The sequence below is a fragment of the Streptomyces lienomycini genome (assembly GCF_027947595.1).
Lineage (GTDB): Bacteria > Actinomycetota > Actinomycetes > Streptomycetales > Streptomycetaceae > Streptomyces > Streptomyces lienomycini.
In genome coordinates this window covers 2,807,346-2,824,362 of sequence record NZ_CP116257.1, presented here as the reverse complement: position 1 = coordinate 2,824,362, position 17,017 = coordinate 2,807,346, and the positions used below count along the sequence as shown (strand labels likewise).

General features: G+C 72.6%; 10 protein-coding genes and 2 pseudogenes. 4 read left to right on the top strand and 8 right to left on the bottom strand.

The window, feature by feature from the left end; genetic code table 11:
• Positions 1-76: 76 nt before the first annotated feature.
• Positions 77-730 (top strand): TetR/AcrR family transcriptional regulator, encoded by a 654-nt coding sequence (locus BJ961_RS12705; protein WP_271321410.1) that lies wholly within the window; start codon positions 77-79, stop codon positions 728-730.
• Between the two features lie 15 nt (positions 731-745).
• Here BJ961_RS12705 and BJ961_RS12700 read toward each other — a convergent pair whose 3' ends face one another.
• From BJ961_RS12700 to BJ961_RS12680, 5 genes and pseudogenes are all read right to left on the bottom strand, one after another.
• Complete coding sequence (locus tag BJ961_RS12700) at positions 746-1,786, bottom strand: LacI family DNA-binding transcriptional regulator (protein ID WP_271321409.1); 1,041 nt, start codon at positions 1,784-1,786, stop codon at positions 746-748.
• Between the two features lie 63 nt (positions 1,787-1,849).
• Positions 1,850-3,430 (bottom strand): annotated as a pseudogene (locus tag BJ961_RS12695) (glycoside hydrolase family 3 C-terminal domain-containing protein); the annotation flags it as partial.
• Between the two features lie 281 nt (positions 3,431-3,711).
• Positions 3,712-4,611, bottom strand: a pseudogene (locus BJ961_RS12690) (glycoside hydrolase family 3 protein); the annotation flags it as partial.
• Between the two features lie 34 nt (positions 4,612-4,645).
• A complete protein-coding gene (locus tag BJ961_RS12685; RefSeq protein WP_271321408.1) occupies positions 4,646-6,415 on the bottom strand; it encodes a discoidin domain-containing protein in 1,770 nt (589 codons plus the stop codon).
• Positions 6,416-6,544: 129 nt separating this feature from the next.
• On the bottom strand, positions 6,545-7,654 hold the full coding sequence (locus BJ961_RS12680; RefSeq protein WP_271321407.1) for a DUF1996 domain-containing protein: 1,110 nt from the start codon (positions 7,652-7,654) through the stop codon (positions 6,545-6,547).
• A 271-nt stretch (positions 7,655-7,925) separates the two neighbouring features.
• Here BJ961_RS12680 and BJ961_RS12675 point away from each other — a divergent pair, with 271 nt between their 5' ends.
• Positions 7,926-9,761 (top strand): coagulation factor 5/8 type domain-containing protein, encoded by a 1,836-nt coding sequence (locus BJ961_RS12675; RefSeq protein WP_271321406.1) that lies wholly within the window; start codon positions 7,926-7,928, stop codon positions 9,759-9,761.
• Positions 9,762-9,854: 93 nt separating this feature from the next.
• Here BJ961_RS12675 and BJ961_RS12670 read toward each other — a convergent pair whose 3' ends face one another.
• Entirely contained in the window at positions 9,855-10,610 is a 756-nt protein-coding gene (locus tag BJ961_RS12670; RefSeq protein WP_271321405.1) for a FadR/GntR family transcriptional regulator, read from the bottom strand.
• Positions 10,611-10,716: 106 nt separating this feature from the next.
• On the opposite strand from BJ961_RS12670, the gene BJ961_RS12665 reads away from it, so the two are divergent.
• Complete coding sequence (locus BJ961_RS12665) at positions 10,717-12,453, top strand: IlvD/Edd family dehydratase (protein WP_271321404.1); 1,737 nt, start codon at positions 10,717-10,719, stop codon at positions 12,451-12,453.
• A gap of 47 nt (positions 12,454-12,500) precedes the next feature.
• Entirely contained in the window at positions 12,501-13,688 is a 1,188-nt protein-coding gene (locus tag BJ961_RS12660; protein WP_271321403.1) for a fumarylacetoacetate hydrolase family protein, read from the top strand.
• Between the two features lie 12 nt (positions 13,689-13,700).
• On the opposite strand, the gene BJ961_RS12655 is transcribed toward BJ961_RS12660, so the two are convergent.
• The gene (locus tag BJ961_RS12655) at positions 13,701-16,097 is read right to left on the bottom strand and encodes a beta-xylosidase/alpha-l-arabinosidase (RefSeq protein WP_271321402.1); all 2,397 of its coding nucleotides are present in this window, start codon (positions 16,095-16,097) and stop codon (positions 13,701-13,703) included.
• Between the two features lie 22 nt (positions 16,098-16,119).
• Positions 16,120-17,016, bottom strand: coding sequence for a carbohydrate ABC transporter permease (locus BJ961_RS12650; RefSeq protein WP_271321401.1), 897 nt, complete (start codon positions 17,014-17,016; stop codon positions 16,120-16,122).
• Position 17,017: the final 1 nt, after the last annotated feature.

Below are 17,017 nucleotides of genomic sequence, written 5' to 3'. Positions count from 1 at the left end.
CGGCGCGTGCGGCGGCAGGTGCGTGGACTAGGCTGAGCCGAGCGGGAGGGGTGAGAGCGACAGGGAGAACGACGAGATGGCAGGCCGAAGGCGTTGGTCGACCGAGCAGATCCTGGACGCGGCGGCGGAGCTGCTGCTGACGGGCGACGCCGAGACGTTCAGCGTGCGCAGGCTCGCCGCCGCGCTGGGGACCGACTCCTCCAGCCTCTACCGGCACTTCCGCAACAAGACCGAGCTGCTGCGCGCGGTCGCCGACCGCATCCTGCTGTCCGCCATGGACGGCTACCGGCCCGAGGGCGACTGGAAGCAGCGCCTCACGGCGGTTGCCCTGCGCCTGCGCGAGGCCTTCGGGCAGCAGCCCCAGCTCGCCGCGGTCTGGGGGCGCCACGGTTCGGGAGGCGACGGTTCCCGGCTGATGATGGAAGAAGTGCTGCAGGCCCTGCGCGCTTCGGGACTGCCCGACGACGAGGTCCCGGCGCGCTACCACCGGCTGGTGATCCTGATCGCCTCGCTGATCACCGCCGAGGGCGGGTTCGGCGCCGTCGGCGCACAGGAGCACGAGCAGGGCATGGAGCAGTTCCGGGTCGCGGTGCTGGGCGCCGACCCCGAGCGCTTCCCCGCGCTGGCCCACTTCGCCCGGGAGATCCGCCCGCTCGGTGCGGACCGCCGCGCCGCCTTCGACGAGATCCTCGCCGTCCACCTCGCGCACATCGAGGCCGCGCTCCCCTGACGCGCGTACCAGCCGCTACGTCGAGTCCCGCACCACGAGTTCCGGGTCGAAGACCGCCGACGCGGGTTCGGTGCGCGTGCCCGTGATGTGTTCGTCGAGGAGGCGTGCCATCGTCGCCGCCATCTCCTCCACCGGCTGCCGGACGGTGGTGAGCCGGGGACGGCAGGTGACGGCCACGCTGGAGTCGTCGAAGCCGACGACCGCGACGTCCTGCGGCACCCGGCGGCCGTGGTCGCGCAGCACCTGGACCGCGCCCTGGGCCATCAGGTCGTTGGCGGTGAAGACGCCGTCGGTGTCGGGGTGTTCGGCGAGCAGCGACGTCATGGCGGCCATGCCGCTGTCCACCGTGAAGCCGCCCTCGGCCACCGGTACGTAGGGGTGCCCGTGCCGGGCCAGCGTGTCGCGGAAGCCGGCCAGGCGCTCCTGGCTGGCCGCGACCGCGAGCGGACCCGCGACGGTGGCCATCCGCCGGCAGCCCCGCTCCAGCAGGTGTTCGGCCGCGAGCCGGCCGCCGGCACGGTGGTCCAGGTCGACGTGGCTGAGCGGCACCGGACGGCCCGGCCGGGCGAACAGCACCGCCGGCAGCCCCGCCCCGGCGAGCAGCGCGGGCAGCGGGTCGTCGGGGTGGGTGGACACCACGAGCGCACCGTCCGCCCCGCCCTGTCTGAGGTAGGCCACGACCTCCTGCCGGGCTTCGGGCGTCTCGGCGAACATCAGCACCGGGTGCATTCCGCGCGGCCGCAGATGCCCGACCACGCCGCCGACGACACGGCCGAAGAAGGGGTCGGCGAACACCCGTGTCGCGAAGGCGTTCTGCTCCGAGTCCGAGGCGTCGCCCGCCCCCGAGACGACCAGGGCCACGGTCGTGGTGCGCCGGGTGACCAGTTGCCTGGCGGCCTGGTTGGGTGCGTACCCGGTCCGTTCGATGGCCCGGCGGACCAGGTCCTGGATGGCCGGGTCCACGTTGCGGACGCCGTTGACCACCCGCGAGACGGTGGCCCGGGAGACGCCGGCCTCCCGGGCCACGTCCTCCAGGGTCGGGGCCTGTCTGCTCATGCCCGCACCCTAACCGGCGGGGTCCGGCACGTGGTAGAGCGCTCTCCTCGCCCTCACGCGCCCCTACGCGGACGACGCGTCGACCACCTCCAGGTCCGCGACCAGCGGCACCTCCCCCGCGGACCGCCCGGCCAGCGCCCGCCAGTGCCCGGCCTCCGTGCGCCAGGCGTGCTCCTCCACCGACCAGTGCCGCAGGGCCCGCGCGGGGACCCTCACCGTCGCCGTCACCGTCTCCCCCGGGTCCGCCCGCACGGCCGCGTACCCGGCGAGCCAGCGCGTGGGCCGGTCGAGCGCCGACGCGGGCCGGGCCAGGTACACCTGCACGACCTCCCGTCCCCTCCGCGCGCCCGTGTTGCGCACCCGTACCCGCACGGTGAGGTCGTCGCCCGCCCGGGTCCACGGCGGCACGGTCAGTTCCTCGTAGGCCCAGGTGGTGTAGCCGAGCCCGTGGCCGAACCAGTAGGCGGGCGTGCGCTGGTGGCGCAGCCAGCCCCGGTAGCCGATGTGCAGGCCCTCGGCGTAGTCGAGGCGGCCACCGTCCGGGCGGGTGCGGGTGACCGGGGCGTCGGCGAGGGCGGCCGGCCAGGTGGTGGGCAGCCGCCCGCCGGGCTCGGCGCGGCCGAGGAGTACGTCGGCGATTCCCCCTCCGCCCTCCTGTCCGGGGAACCAGGCCAGCAGCACCGCGCCCGTCTCCTCGCGCCAGGGCAGTTCCACCGGGCCGCCGCTGTTGACGACGGCGACGGTGCGCGGGTTGGCGGCCGTGACGGCGCGGACGAGCGCGTCCTGGGTGGCACCGAGCGCGAGGCCCGTACGGTCGTGGCCCTCCGACTCCCCGTGCTCGGTGGTGCCGACGACCACGATCGCCGCGTCCGCGGCACGCGCCGCGCGGGCGGCCTCGGCCAGCGACGCGGTGACGTCCGGGGCGGGCGGTGCGGCGACGACGACGGTCGCCCGGCCGGTGCCGGGTGCCAACTCTCGGCGGGCCACCAGCAGGACGTCCCTGCCTTCGGCGAGGTCGGCGGTGGCGCACCGCGCGGGCGGGTTGACGTGCACCACCGCCGGATCGTCGGTGGACGGTGCGAACTCGCCCTCCAGCAGGGTGCGTCCGTCCAGGGTCAGGCTCATCCGGCCGAAGCCGGCCACGCCCAGCGTCCAGTGGCCCGCGGTACGGGGGCGCAGCCGGGCGCCGATCTCGACGGTGTGCGCCCCCGGCACCAGGCGGGGTTCCAGCTGACGTCCGCCGCGCCGCCGTTCGGCGTACAGTTCGCGGCCGTCCGCGTCGAGCATCCGCAGCAGGACGCCGGGCCGTCCGGAGCGCGGGTCGGTGCAGTCGTCCGGGTCCAGCGGAGGTGCCGGGCCGTCCGGCCGGGGGCCCGGCACGTGGACGACGTGGGCCCGGCCGCGCAGGGCGTCCCGGATGCCGTCCAGGAGGGACACCTCGTCCTGGGGGAAGACGCCCGCGCTGCCGCCGCCCTGGGTGCGGGTCCGCGCGGCGTGCGCGCCGATCACGGCGACCGTCCCGAGGCGCTCGGGGTCGAGCGGCAGTAGGTCCCTGTTGGCCAGCAGGACGGCCCCGGCGGCGACCGCGCGGCGGGCCAGGGCCCGGACACCTGCCGGAGACGCGACCGCGGAGGTCTCCACCGGAGCCGCAATCGCGGAGGTCTCCGGGGAGCCGGAGCCGCGCGGCTGCCCGTCGGCGCCGGCGCCGGGGCCGCAGGGCGTCCCGCCCCTCGCCGCTCGTCCGGCGCGGGCGCGGTGGTGGACGCCGTGGGTGCCGTGGGCGCGGTGGACGCCGCGGGCGCGGTGGGCGCGGTGGACGCCGCGGGCGCGGTGGGCGCGGTGGGCGCGGTGGGCGGCGCGGGCGCCGTCAGCACCGTGGGCGCGGTGGACGCCGTGGGCCCGGTGGGCGGCCGCGGCGACGGAAGTGGCGGAGGCGGCGGGGGCTCCGGCGGCGAGTCACGCCCGCCCAGCGCGTCCAGCCACGCCGCGAGCCTCAGCAACCGCCGTGCCTTGTCGTCGACGGCCGCCGCGGGTGCGCCGCCGTCGGCCGCCGCCCGGGCCAGCGCCTCGCCCCAGGGGCCGTCGGGTCCCGGCATGGCCAGGTCGAGACCGGCGAGGGCGGCGCCGACCGTCGCGCGCACCGCGCCCCAGTCGGAGACGACGACGCCGTCGAATCCCCACTCGCTCTTCAACGGGTCGGTGAGCAGGGTGCTCGCGGTCATGGTGGCGCCGTTGACGGCGTTGTACCCCGCCATGACGAGCCGCACCCCCGCGGCCACCGCCGCCTCGAAGGGCGCGAGGTAGACCTCCCGCAGTGCCCGCTCCCCCACCCGCACGTCGACGGTGAGCCGGTCGGTCTCGGAGTCGTTGGCCACGTAGTGCTTGGCGGTCGCGGCCACCCCGTGCGCCTGGACCCCGCGGATGAACGCGGCGCCGATCCGGCCGGTCAGTTCGGGGTCCTCGGAGAAGCACTCGAAGTGCCGGCCGCCCAGCGGGCTGCGGTGCAGGTTGAGGGTCGGGGCGAGCAGGACGTCCACGTCCTTGCCCCGGGCCTCGGCGGCGAGCAGGCCGCCGAGGTCTTCGACCAGTGCTTCGTCCCAGGTGGCGGCGAGCGCCGAGGCCGAGGGAAGCAGGACCGAGGTGTTCCGTTCGTCCCAGGTCTCGCCCCGTACGCCCGCCGGGCCGTCCGACATCACCAACCCCCTCAGCCCGACGGCGGGTTCCGCCTTCGTGCGCCAGGTCGTGGCGCCGCTGAGCAGCAGCGCGCGGGCGCGTGGTGTCAGTTTGCCGAGCAGCCGTTCGAGCTCTGCGTCACTCGTCCCCACCCGGGTCTCTCCCTTCCTGCTCGCCCGTCGGACGTCAGCCGTAGATGCCGAACTCGTACAGCGAGTAGCCGTAACCCGTGCCGCGTGCGGTGCCGTTGACGCGGACGTAGCGGCCGGTGCCGGACACGTCGAGGGTGTCGACGCCGCCGTTGCCGTCCGTCACCGTGGACACGGTCCGCCAGTTCTGGCCGTCGTCGGAGGTCTGGACGGTGTACGCCTTGGCGTAGGAAGCCTCCCAGTACAACTGGACGTGCCGGAAGGTGGTGCGGGTGCCGAGGTCGACGCGGAGCCACTGCGGGTCGTTCCAGTCGCTGGCCCACCGTGTGTTCGGGTTGCCGTCCACGGCGTTGGCGGCGGTGCAGGGGCAGTCGCCGTAACTCGGCTGGAAGGAGGAGGCGGTGACCGGCCTGCCCAGGGCCACGTTGGTGCCGTCGACCGCGGGTGGCACGACCCGCGCCGAGAGGCTCTCGACGCCGACGTTGCCCCTGCCGTCGGTGGCCTTGACGTACAGCTTCCAGACGCCGGGCCGGTCGGGGGCGGTGACCTCGAGGCGTCCGCCGCCGAGGTCGGTGACGGGCAGCGGGGTGAGTTGCTTGCTCTGGTCGATGTAGTTGCTGTTCGCGAGCACCTCGTACGCGATCGGGTCGCCGTCGGGGTCGGTGGCGCGGGTGGTGAGGACCAGGTCCTTGCCGGCCTGCACCTTGCCCGCGTCGCCCTCGACGTCGAAGGCGGAGACGACGGGCGGGGTGTTGTCCCGCGAGGTGTCGCCGCCGTAGGCCCGCTTCACGGCGTAGTACGACAACCGCTTCTGTCCGGCGGGCAGCAGGTTGAACCAGATGCCGCCGAAGTCGTACTCGGTGCCGTAGTGGAACAGGGTCGCGCCCAGGGCGACCCCTCGGTGCCCGGTGACGCAGTTCCAGGCGTCGGTGTACCCCTGCGCCTTGGCCTGGTCGCCGGGTTCCTCCGGTACGCCGTTGGCGTCGTCCGGCACCTCCCACTCGCCGGCCGGGCCGGACTCGGTGACGATGTACGGCTTGGTGTAGCCGCCCTGCTCCCAGGCGGAGCGCACGTCGCAGACGGCGTCGTAGGAGTTGACGGCGTACAGGTCCAGGTCGGGGGCGTTCCTCTTGTAGTACGGCCAGGCGCCGACCCAGGCGTCGGTGGAGGTGACCGGGTGGTTCGGGTCGACGGCGTGGATCTTCTTGGTGACGTCGTTGACGAAGGTGGTGTACGCGTCGCGCTGGCGCTCCAGCTCGTCACCGCTGTAGCAGTTCTGGAGGCCGAGCACCGACTCGTTGCCGACGTTCCACATCAGGACGCCGGGGTGGTCCCTGTACTCCTGGACCCAGCGCGGGAACTCGGCCAGCATCTGGTCCTTGTACGCGGTGTCGGTCAGGTAGTCGACGCAGCCGCCGCTGCCCGGTCCGCCACCGGGCTGGAGCCAGAATCCGGCGATGACCTTGACTCCGTGTGCGGCGGCGGAGTCGAGGAGCGGGCGGCTGCTCGCGTCGGTGCCCCAGGTGCGGATGGTGTTGACGCCCATGGACGCCAGGTCGGGCATGTAGCGGTCGGCGTCGGCGGGTGACGGGCCCCAGGTGAGGCCCTTGACCGTGTACGGGCTGCCGTCGACGGTCAGTTGCCAGTCGCCCTGGCTTCCGGTGACCTTCACGACGCTGCCGGCGGCGTGCGCCTGTGCCGCGGGGAGGGCGGTGAGGGCGCCGACGGTGAGCAGGCCGGCGGTCAGGGGGGCGGTGAGTCTGCGGGTGGGGCTGAGTCTGCGGGTGGGCGTGCGGGGTCGGCTCATGGGGGTGCGTCTCCGGTCTGCCGCTCGTGCGGGGAGGGGGCCCGGCCGTGGCGGGGCGTGGACGGCCGGGCCGGTTCGGTGGGATGGGGCGCGGGTGGGTGGGGAGTCGGGGGAAGTGGCGCGGTGGGGTCAGGGCAGTTCGTAGTGCTCGTTCAGTGCCGCTCCGGCCTCCGGGTGGGTCTGGTCGTAGCCGCGCGCGTCGCACTGCAGTCCGCCGACGATGCAGTGGCCGACCATGGCGTCGAGGGTGGGCGCGTCCCAGGCGTTGAAGAAGTCGTAGTGGAACGAGTAGCTCGCGCCACTGGCCAGCCGCACCTGGGAGAGATCGCCGTTGACCGGGAAGGCCATCTTGAACTCGATCATCGGCAGGGCGACCGGGTGGTCGGCCGGGCAGATGTTGTTGTTGGTCCCCGGGTTGACCACCGGATACGCCATGTGGCTCTTGTGGTCCGGCGTGTCCAGGTTCCTGCCGTCCCAGCAACTGGGGGCCTGGAAGCGGATGTTGACCTGGACGTCCTGGCGTTCGGGGCAGTCTGCCGGGAAGTCGACGTTGAAGAAGCTGTCGCCGCACTCCCAGCCCTCGACGAAGCCCGGGTGGTCGCGGAAGTCCTGGGCGCTCTGCATGGGGCTTGCGACGACGTAGCGCAGCCCCTTCGGGAAGGGCCGCACGCTGGTGTAGTCGGTGACGCCGGCCTTGTAGTAGATGGTCTGGGGGCCCACGGGAAGCACCGGACGGTCGCCGTCGTACATGGTCGGCATCCAGTACCCGGACCGGTCGCCGGGCGCGAGGCAGGTGGTGGCCCCGGCGTCGAGCGAGGCCGTGGTGCTGTTCGCGTCGGTCGTCGTGTTGCCCATGAACGTGTGGTCGTGCGACTTGCCGGGCTGCTGCGGGAAGACGATCGGGTCGTCGGGCGCCGTGTGACTGACCGCGCAGTTGGCCTGGAACTCGTGGAAGTAGCGGTGGGGCGGTTCCGCGGTCGACGGGGTGACACCGGTGACCGGCGGGTTCGCGGGGATGTAGCCGTCGCCGTCCGGGTCTTCGGGCGAAGCGGCGTTCGAGACGGCCATGGTGTGCCCCACTCGGGCCGCCTGCACGGCGTGCGCGGGATGCGCGGCACCGGCCGAGGAAGCGGGCGCCGGGGTGTCCGCGCCGGCGGCGACCGTGCCGATGCCGACCGAGGCCAGCAGTAACGCGCTCGCGACGAGGGTGCCGGACAGAACTTTCGATCTCCGTGACATGGAGACCTCCTGGAAAGGGGTCGGGGGGACATTCTCGGAGAGCGCTCTCCCGAGTCGGAGTGTTGGGGCCCGGCGGGAAGGTGTCAAGGGATTCGACAGAAGGAACGGCGGGCCGATCAACCTGCCCCGCGCCCCCACTTGTTGAACACAGCGCACCCGAAGCGGTCGCAACTCTTGACGTGTCCGTGCCGACAGATGAAGCATGCACATCCAGAGAGCGCTCCCCCCACCCCCACATCGTTCACTTTCCGAACAAGGAGAGCTGCCCCCCATGCCCTCTTCCCCCACGCCCTCCTCCGCCTCCGAGCCTGCCGGAGTACGGCGCCGCAGCCTGCTCGGTGCGGCCGCCGCGGCACCCGTGCTGGCGTCGCTGGCCGGCGCCACGTCCGCGTCCGCGGCCGTTGCTTCCGGCTCCGGCTCCGGCTCCGGTTCGGCCGACTCCCCCCACGGCCCGCGTGCCCTGCCCGGCGGCGGCGACCTGGGTCCGAGTGTCATCGTCTTCGACCCGTCCACGGCGAACATCCAGGGCCGACTGGACGAGATCTTCAAGCAGCAGGAGTCGGCCCAGTTCGGCACCGGCCGCTACGCGCTGCTGTTCAAGCCCGGCACGTACAGCGGCCTCAACGCCCAACTCGGCTTCTACACCTCGATCGCGGGCCTCGGCCTGTCCCCCGACGACACCACCATCAACGGCGACGTCACGGTCGACGCCGGATGGTTCGACGGCAACGCCACGCAGAACTTCTGGCGTTCGGCGGAGAACCTCGCCCTGGTCCCGGTCAGCGGCACCAACCGCTGGGCGGTCTCCCAGGCGGCGCCCTTCCGGCGCATGCACGTGCGCGGCGGCCTCAACCTCGCCCCCGACGGCTACGGTTGGGCCAGCGGCGGCTACATCGCCGACAGCAGGATCGACGGCGAGGTCGGCCCGTACTCGCAGCAGCAGTGGTACACCCGGGACAGTTCGGTCGGCGGCTGGCTCAACGCCGTGTGGAACATGGTCTTCTCCGGCGTGGAGGGAGCGCCCGCGCAGAGTTTCCCCGAGCCGCCGTACACCACGCTGGAGACGACGCCCGTCTCCCGGGAGAAGCCGTTCCTGTACGTCGACGGCGACGAGTACCGGGTGTTCCTGCCGGAGAAGCGCACCGACGCCCGCGGCGTCTCCTGGGGCAACGGCACCCCGCGCGGCACCTCGCTGCCACTCTCCCAGTTCTACGTGGCCGGGCCAGGGGACTCTGCGGCCACCCTCAACCAGGCCCTGGAAGAGGGCCTGCACCTGCTGCTGACACCCGGGATCTACCACCTGGACCGCACGCTCGACGTGAACCGCGCGGGCACGGTCGTCCTGGGTCTCGGCTACGCCACGCTCATCCCCGACGACGGCGTGACCGCTCTGAGGGTCGCGGACGTGGACGGCGTACGCCTGGCCGGGTTCCTGGTCGACGCGGGCCCGGTCAACTCGGCGACGCTGCTGGAGGTCGGGCCGGAGGGCGCGTCCGCGGACCACTCGGCCAATCCGACCACGGTCCAGGACGTGTTCGTCCGGATCGGCGGGGCGGGCCCCGGCAGGGCGACGACCAGCCTGGTCGTCAACAGTCGGCACACCGTGGTCGACCACACCTGGGTGTGGCGTGCCGACCACGGTGACGGCGTCGGCTGGGAGACCAACCGGGCCGACTACGGCGTGGTCGTGAACGGCGACGACGTGCTGATCACCGGCCTGTTCGTGGAGCACTTCAACAAGTACGACGTGCAGTGGAACGGTGAGCGCGGCCGCACGGTCTTCTTCCAGAACGAGAAGGCGTACGACGCCCCCGACCAGGCGGCCGTCCAGAACGGCTCGGTCAAGGGGTACGCGGCCTACAAGGTCGGGGACGGCGTCACCGAGCACGAGGGCTGGGGTCTGGGCAGCTACTGCTACTACAACGTGAACCCGTCCATCGTGCAGCACCACGGCTTCGCGGCGCCGAACCGGCCCGGCGTGCGCTTCCACGGGCTGCTCGTGGTGTCGCTGGGCGGCCAGGGGCAGTACGAGTGCGTCATCAACGACACGGGGTCGCCCACGTCGGGGACGGACACGGTGCCGTCGAAGGTGGTGCAGTACCCCTGAGCCGTGCTGCCCCGGGCGCCCCTGAGCGGGGGTGCCCGGGGCAGGCGGGGGCGGCCGTCTCCCGCGGCGCTCGCAGGTCTCAGCGGCGGCAGGTCATCCGGCGTCGCCCGGGGTCGCGTTCGGCATGCCCGGTGACTGGGCGATCTCTCGTTCGGCGGCTTCGATCAGGGCCAGTGCGGCCTCGGCCGCGGCCTCGGGGTCGCGGGCCTCGACGGCCCGGACGATGGCGCGGTGCCCCGGCAACGAGGCTTCCACCGCTCCCGGGGTCTGCGTGCTGATGAGAAAGCTGTGCTCCAGGGCGATCTCGACGGCCCGGCCGAGTGAGCCTATGAGACGGTTGCCGCTGGCGGCGAGCAGGGCCCGGTGGAAGGCGAGGTCGGCCTCGACGTAGCCACTGCGGCCGGGTGCCGCCGCCGCGGCCTCCATGGCGGCCAGCGACTCGTGCAGGACTCGCAGGTCGTCGGCTCCGGCCCGGTGGGCGGCGAGCCGGGCCGCCTTCGGCTCGACGATCAGGCGCAGTTCGCCCGTGTCGCGCAGCAGGGACGCGGCGTCCCCGTCCTGCTTCCAGCGCAGGACGTCCCGGTCGAGATGGTTCCAGTGCTCCGGAGGCAGCACCCGGGTGCCGGTGCGCGGTCGTACGCGCAGCATCCCCTTGGCCATCAGTGCCTTGACCGCTTCTCGCACCACCCCGCGGCTGACGCCGAGTTCGGCCGCGAGCGCGTCCTCGACGGGCAGCGGGTCCCCCGGGTTCCAGACGCCGCCCACGACGCGCCGCCCCAGCTCGTCGACCACACGCTGGTGCGTGGTGGGGAAGTGTTCCACGATCTCTGCCCGCCCCCTGGACGCCATTCATCGAATCATTTAATGATTGTGGCACAGGGTACGGCCCGCGGACCTTCACCCGAGAACGCCCCTTCGTGAGACGCACGACGCCACAGCCGACGGGAGTGACCGCATGACCGACGGGCAGAGGACGAGCCGACGCAGCCAGGCATGGTTCGGCGCACAGGGCCGCAGCGGGATGATCTACCGCTCCTGGATGCGCAACCAGGGGTTCGGGCACGAGGTGTTCGACGGGCGCCCCGTCATCGGCATCGCGACCAGTGCCTCCGAACTCGCCCCGTGCAACGCCCATCTGACCCACGTCGCCGAAGCCGTCAAACGCGGCGTGTGGCAGGCGGGCGGGCTGCCGCTGCAGTTCCCCACCATGGCCACCGGCGAGACCCTGATGCGCCCCACCGCCATGCTGTACCGCAATTTGATGGCGATGGAGGTCGAGGAGCTGATCCGGGCCAACCCGCTCGACGGGGTCGTGCTGCTGTCCGGCTGTGACAAGACGACCCCCGCCATGCTCATGGGCGCCGCCAGCGTCGACCTGCCCGCCGTGATGGTCACCGGCGGGCCGATGCTCAACGGCAAGTACCGGGGTCAGGACGTGGGGTCCGGCACCCACGTGTGGAAGTTCGAGGAGGATCTCAAGGCCGGACGGATGACGGAGGAGGAATGCTTCTTCGCGGAAGGCTGCATGGCCCGCTCGAACGGGCACTGCATGACGATGGGGACCGCCTCGACGATGGCCTGCGTGGCGGAGGCGCTCGGCATGCAGCTGCCCGGTTCCGCGGCCTGGCCCGCGGTCGACTCCCGCCGGATGGAGACCGCGCAGGCGGCCGGGCGACGCATCGTGGAAATGGTGGAGGAGGAGCTGCGCCCCTCGCGGATCCTGACCCGGGAGGCCTTCGAGAACGCCGTCCGGGTCAACGCGGCCGTCGGAGGCTCCACGAACGCCGTCATCCACCTCACCGCCCTCGCCGGGCGCGTCGGCGTCGAGTTGAGCCTGTCGGACTTCGACGACCTGGTCCGCGCGGTGCCGACGCTGGTCAACCTGATGCCCAGCGGCAAGTACCTCATGGAGGACTTCTGCTACGCGGGCGGCCTGCCGGCCGTCCTGGCCGAGCTGCTCAGGGGCGAGTTGCTGCACGGCGACCAGATCACGGTCACCGGACGCACCGTCGCCGACAACACCGAGCACGCCGAACGCGTCGGCTCCGACGTCATCACCCCTCTCGACGCCCCCTTCCAGCCGGCCGGCACCGGCATCGCCGTGCTCCGCGGCAACCTGTGCCCCGACGGGGCCGTGATCAAGCAGTCCGCCGCGTCGCCCCACCTGCTCACCCACCGCGGCCCCGCGCGCGTCTTCGACTCCCCGGAGGCCTACCACGAGGTCGTCGACGACCCGGAGCTCGACGTCGACGAGAACACCGTCGTCATCATCCGCAACGCCGGTCCCAAGGGGTACCCCGGTATGCCCGAGGTCTCCAACGTCCCGCTCCCCGCGAAGCTGCTGAAGGCCGGCGTCAAGGACCTGGTGCGTGTCTGCGACGGCCGGATGAGCGGCACGGGCTACGGGACGGTGGTCCTGCACGTGGCGCCGGAGGCCGCCGTCGGCGGACCCCTCGCCCTGGTGCGCGACGGCGACCCCGTCGTCCTCGACGTTCCGAACCGCACCCTGCACCTGGACGTGGACGACGCCGAGCTCGGTCGGCGCCGGCAGCTGTGGAGGGCAGCCGCCGAGCAGTACGCCGGCGGCTACACCTGGCTCTACACGCAGCACGTGGAACAGGCCGACCGGGGAGCCGACTTCGGTTTCCTGCGCGGACGCCGTGGACACGGCGTCCCCCGCGACTCCCACTGAGGCCGGCCCCGGGAACCGTACTCCCCGAACCCAGGAGAGCATCGATCGTGGAATCGGCAGCAGTACACCCTCGTCCGGTCCTCACCGGCTCCTGCGTCCTGCCGGAGGACGCGGACCGCGCGGCCCTCGTGGCACGCGTCCACGCCCCGGAATGGGACGGGCCGTGTGTGGCCGCGGTGCGCGGAGAGCGTGTCGTCGACCTGACGGCCGTCGTTCCCACCGTCTCCGACCTCCTGGAACGCGACGACGCGGCGGCCGTCGTCCGCGAGGCCGACGGAGGACGCGTCTGGCACCTGGACGAACTGCTCGAAGCACCCCACGGCCGTCGTGACGTTCCCCATCTGCTCGCGCCCGTCGACCTTCAGGTGATCAAGGCCGCCGGTGTGACCTTCGCCGGGAGCCTGCTGGAACGCGTCATCGAGGAGCGCACGGGCGGCGATCCGTCGCAGGCCGCCCGGGTACGGGCCCGTGTCGAGCGGGCGGTGGGCGGCGCGCTCGACGGTGTCCGTCCCGGATCGCCCGAGGCGGACCGGGTGAAGGAACTGCTCGTCGCCGAGGGTCTGTGGTCGCCGTACCTGGAGGTCGGCATCGGGCCGGACCCGGAGGTGTTCACCAAGGCGCCGGTCCTGTCCGCGGTCGGCATCGGCGCCGACATCGGAGTGCTCGGCGCCTCGGTGTGGAACAACCCCGAGCCCGAGGTCGTCCTCGTCGTGGACTCGCGCGGCCGCGTACGCGGCGCGACGCTCGGCAACGACGTCAATCTCCGTGACGTCGAGGGACGCAGCGCGCTGCTGCTGGCCCGTGCCAAGGACAACAACGCCTCGTGCGCCATCGGCCCGTTCATCCGCCTGTTCGACGACGGCTTCGACCTCGACACCGTCCGCGGGCTCGACGTCGGCCTGCGGGTCGACGGCCCGGAGGGCTACGCACTGCACGGCAGCAGCTCCATGCGCGAGATCAGCCGCGACGTCACGGACCTGGTGGCCGCCACGCACGGTCCGCACCACCAGTACCCCGACGGCTTCGTGCTGTTCACCGGGACGCTGTTCGCCCCCACCGAGGACCGGACGGCACCGGGGTCGGGTTTCACCCACGAGCACGGCGACGTCGTACGCATCTCCAGCCCGCGACTCGGCACCCTGGTCAACACCGTCGTCACCAGCGAGCAGGCCGCGCCGTGGACGTTCGGCATACGTGCGCTGACGCGCAGTCTCGCCCGGCGCGGCGTGCTGTGAGCCACCGGGGCGTCAGGCGGCTCCCGGCGGGCGGCCCGGCTCCCGGCCGAACATCGACCGCAGGCGTCGCGTGTGGTCCGGGTACCGTGGGGACCCGGTCAGCGTGACCCCGGCGACGAGGCGGTGATCCGCGCTGGAGGCGGCCAACCGCAGTTCCAGCGCTCCCGGTTCGACCACGCGCCGGCCGTCGCGTCCGGTGAAGGAAGCGAGGTCGGCCGGGACCGTGGCACGCAGACGTACGGCCTCGCCCGGCTCCAGGTCGACCCGGGCATGGCCGACGAGACGCTGCACCGGCTGGACGACGGAGGCGACGGGGTCGTGCAGATACAGCTGCACGACCTCGGTTCCGGACCGTTCGCCCGTGTTGCGGACGGTGAAGGCGAGACGGAACTCGCCGTCCGTCGGCGCCTCCTGCACGTCGACCCTCAGGTCCGTCCAGTCGAAGCGTGTATAGGACAGGCCGTGGCCGAAGGCGAACGCGGGCGTCGGGTCGACGTTCGACACTGCTCCGGCGTGGGCGAGCCGCGCGCCGAGGTAGGTGGTCGGCTGCGAACCCGGCCCGCTCGGCACGCTGACCGGAAGCCTCCCGGAGGGATTGACGCGGCCACTGAGCACACCGGCGATCGCGTGCGTGCCCTCCTCCCCCGGGAAGAAGGACTGCACGATCGCGGCGCCCTCCCCCACGGCACGCCCGAGTGCGTACGGCCGCCCAGCGAGCAGCACGGTGACCACGGGGGTCTGCTGGTCGAGCAGGGCGTCGAGCAGCTGTTGCTGCGCCCCCGGCAGTGCCAGCGTCTCGGCGTCGCACCCCTCCCCGCTGGTGCCCCTCCCGAAGAGCCCGGCGCGGTCCCCGAGCACCACGACGGCGATGTCGGCCTCGCGTGCCACGCATGCGGCCTCCGGGATGCCGGTGAGCTCCCCGTCGTCGATCCCGGTGCCCCGGGAGAACGTGATCTCGGCCTCGGGGAACTCTGCGGCGAGGGTGTCGTGCAGCGTCGGCAACTCGATGCCGTGCGGGGTCCCGGGGTGGCGGACGCCGATGTGCTGGGGGAAGGAGTAGCAGCCGAGTACGGCGGTGGGCTCGTCGGCGTTGGGACCGAGCAGGGCGATGCGGCGAGGCCGGTCCAGCGGCAGGGTGCCGTCATTGCTCAGCAGCACCACCGCCTCCTGAGCGATCGTGCGGGCCAGTTGCCGGTTCTCCGGCCCGTCCAGGTCGATCCGGCCCCTCAGGGCTTCCGGATGGTCGAGATCCGCCCCCTCCAGTGCGGCCGGCACCGGGTTCCAGTCCGGATCGAGCATACCGAGCCGCGCCTTCTGCGTGAGTGTCCGGCAAAGGGCGCGGTCCACCAGTGCCTCCGGGACGCGCCCGTCCGCGACGGCCTCGGCCAGGGGAGCGCCGTATGTCTTGACGTTGGGCAGCTCGACGTCGACGCCCGCCCCCAGCGCCAGTCCGGCCGCGCCGGCCCAGTCGGCCGCCACCCCGTGCAGGGTCCTGAGGAAGGCGATGGCGAAGTAGTCGGCGACGACGGTGCCGTCGAAGCCCCAGGTGTCGCGCAGCAGCCCGGTGAGCAGGTCCTCGTCGGCCGCGGAGGGGATGCCGTCGGTGTCCGTGTACGCGTTCATCACCGACCGGGCGCCGCCTTCGCGTATCGCCATCTCGAACGGGGGCAGCAGGACGTCCGCCCGCTCGCGGGGCCCCACGGAGCAGGGAGCGAGGTTGCGGCCGGCGCGTGAGGCCGAGTAGCCGGCGAAGTGCTTGAGGGTGGCGACGATCCCGGCCGACTCCAGCCCGCGCACGTAGGCCGTTCCGACGGTGCCGACGAGGTACGGGTCCTCCCCGATGGTCTCCTCGACCCGGCCCCAGCGGGCGTCCCGCACCACGTCCAGGACGGGAGCGAGTCCCTGGTGGACGCCGACGGCGCGCATGTCGCGTCCGATGGCGGCGGCCATGCGCTCGACCAGGTCCGGGTCGAACGTGGCGCCCCAGGACAGCGGGACCGGGTAGGCGGTCGCGCCCCAGGCGGAGAAGCCGGCCAGGCACTCGTCGTGGGCGAGCGCGGGAATGCCGAAGCGGTTCCCGGAGGCGATCCGGGTCTGCGTGCGGGCCAGGGAGAGCGCCCCCAGCGCCGGGTCGACCGGGACCGTCCCGAAGGGCCGGGTCAGCTGGCCCAGCCCGGTGGGCACAAGCGCGTCGAGATCCACGGCCTCCTCCATGTCGTGCTGGTGCGGGGCCACTTCGTCCCCTTCGTCGGAGGCGCCCACCCAGACTCCGTAAAGCTGGGCGGTCTTCTCACCGAGCGTCATCGCGGCGACGAGCGCGTCGACGCGCGCGGTGACGGAGGCGGTGGTGTCGTTCCAGAGCGGGGCGGTGGTGGTGTTCTCGTTCTCTTCGGCCACGTTGGCGTTCACTTTCCTCCCACGTCGGCGTCGGTCAGCGACTGAATCCGGCGGTCAGACCGCTCAGCAACTGGCGGCGGCCGAAGGCGTACAGGATCAGGACGGGCAGGGTGGTGAGGACGACGGCGGCCAGGACGGCGGGGACGTTGACCCCGTACTGGCCCTGGAACGTCCACAGCGCGAGCGGCAGGGTCCGGCGCTGCGGGCTCTGGGTGAGCACCAGTGGCAGCAGGAATCCGTTCCAGATGGTCAGTGCGTTGAAGATGGTCACGGTGAGGATGGCCGGTCGGGTGAGCGGTGCCGCCAGCCGCCACATCGTCGTCCATTCGGTAGCGCCGTCGACCCGCATCGAGTCGAACAGTTCGTTGGGCACGTCCCGGACGAAGTTGGCCAGCACCAGCACCGACAGCGGGATGGCGAAGGCGATGGACGGCAGGATCAACGCCAGCAGGCTGTCGTACAGCTGGAGCTTGATGATGATCAGGTAGACGGGGATCACGGTCGCCTGCAGCGGGATGGCGAGGCCCATGAGGAACAGGCCGTTCATCGCGCGCAGTACCCGCATGCGCCGGCCTCGGACGATCGCGTAGGCCGCCATGAAGGAGATCACGACCGCCGGCACCACGGCGCCGACCGTAACCACGACGCTGTTCGCGAAGTAGCGGAGGAAGTCGGACTCGATGACCAGCCGGTAGTTGTCCAGCGTCGGGTCGGCCGGAGGCACCAGCGGGTTCTCGGCGTAGTAGCGGCTCTGGGCCTTGAGGCTGGTGATGAGGGTCCAGTACAGAGGCACGGCGACGACGAGCAGCCAGAGCCATCCCGCCAGACCGCCGGCCCAGTTGCGCCGGCCGGTCACCCGGGACGAGCGCTGTGGCCGGTCGCGGCCGGCGGCCTCGGGCGGCCGTCGTGCCTCGGACAGTGTGGTGGTCACC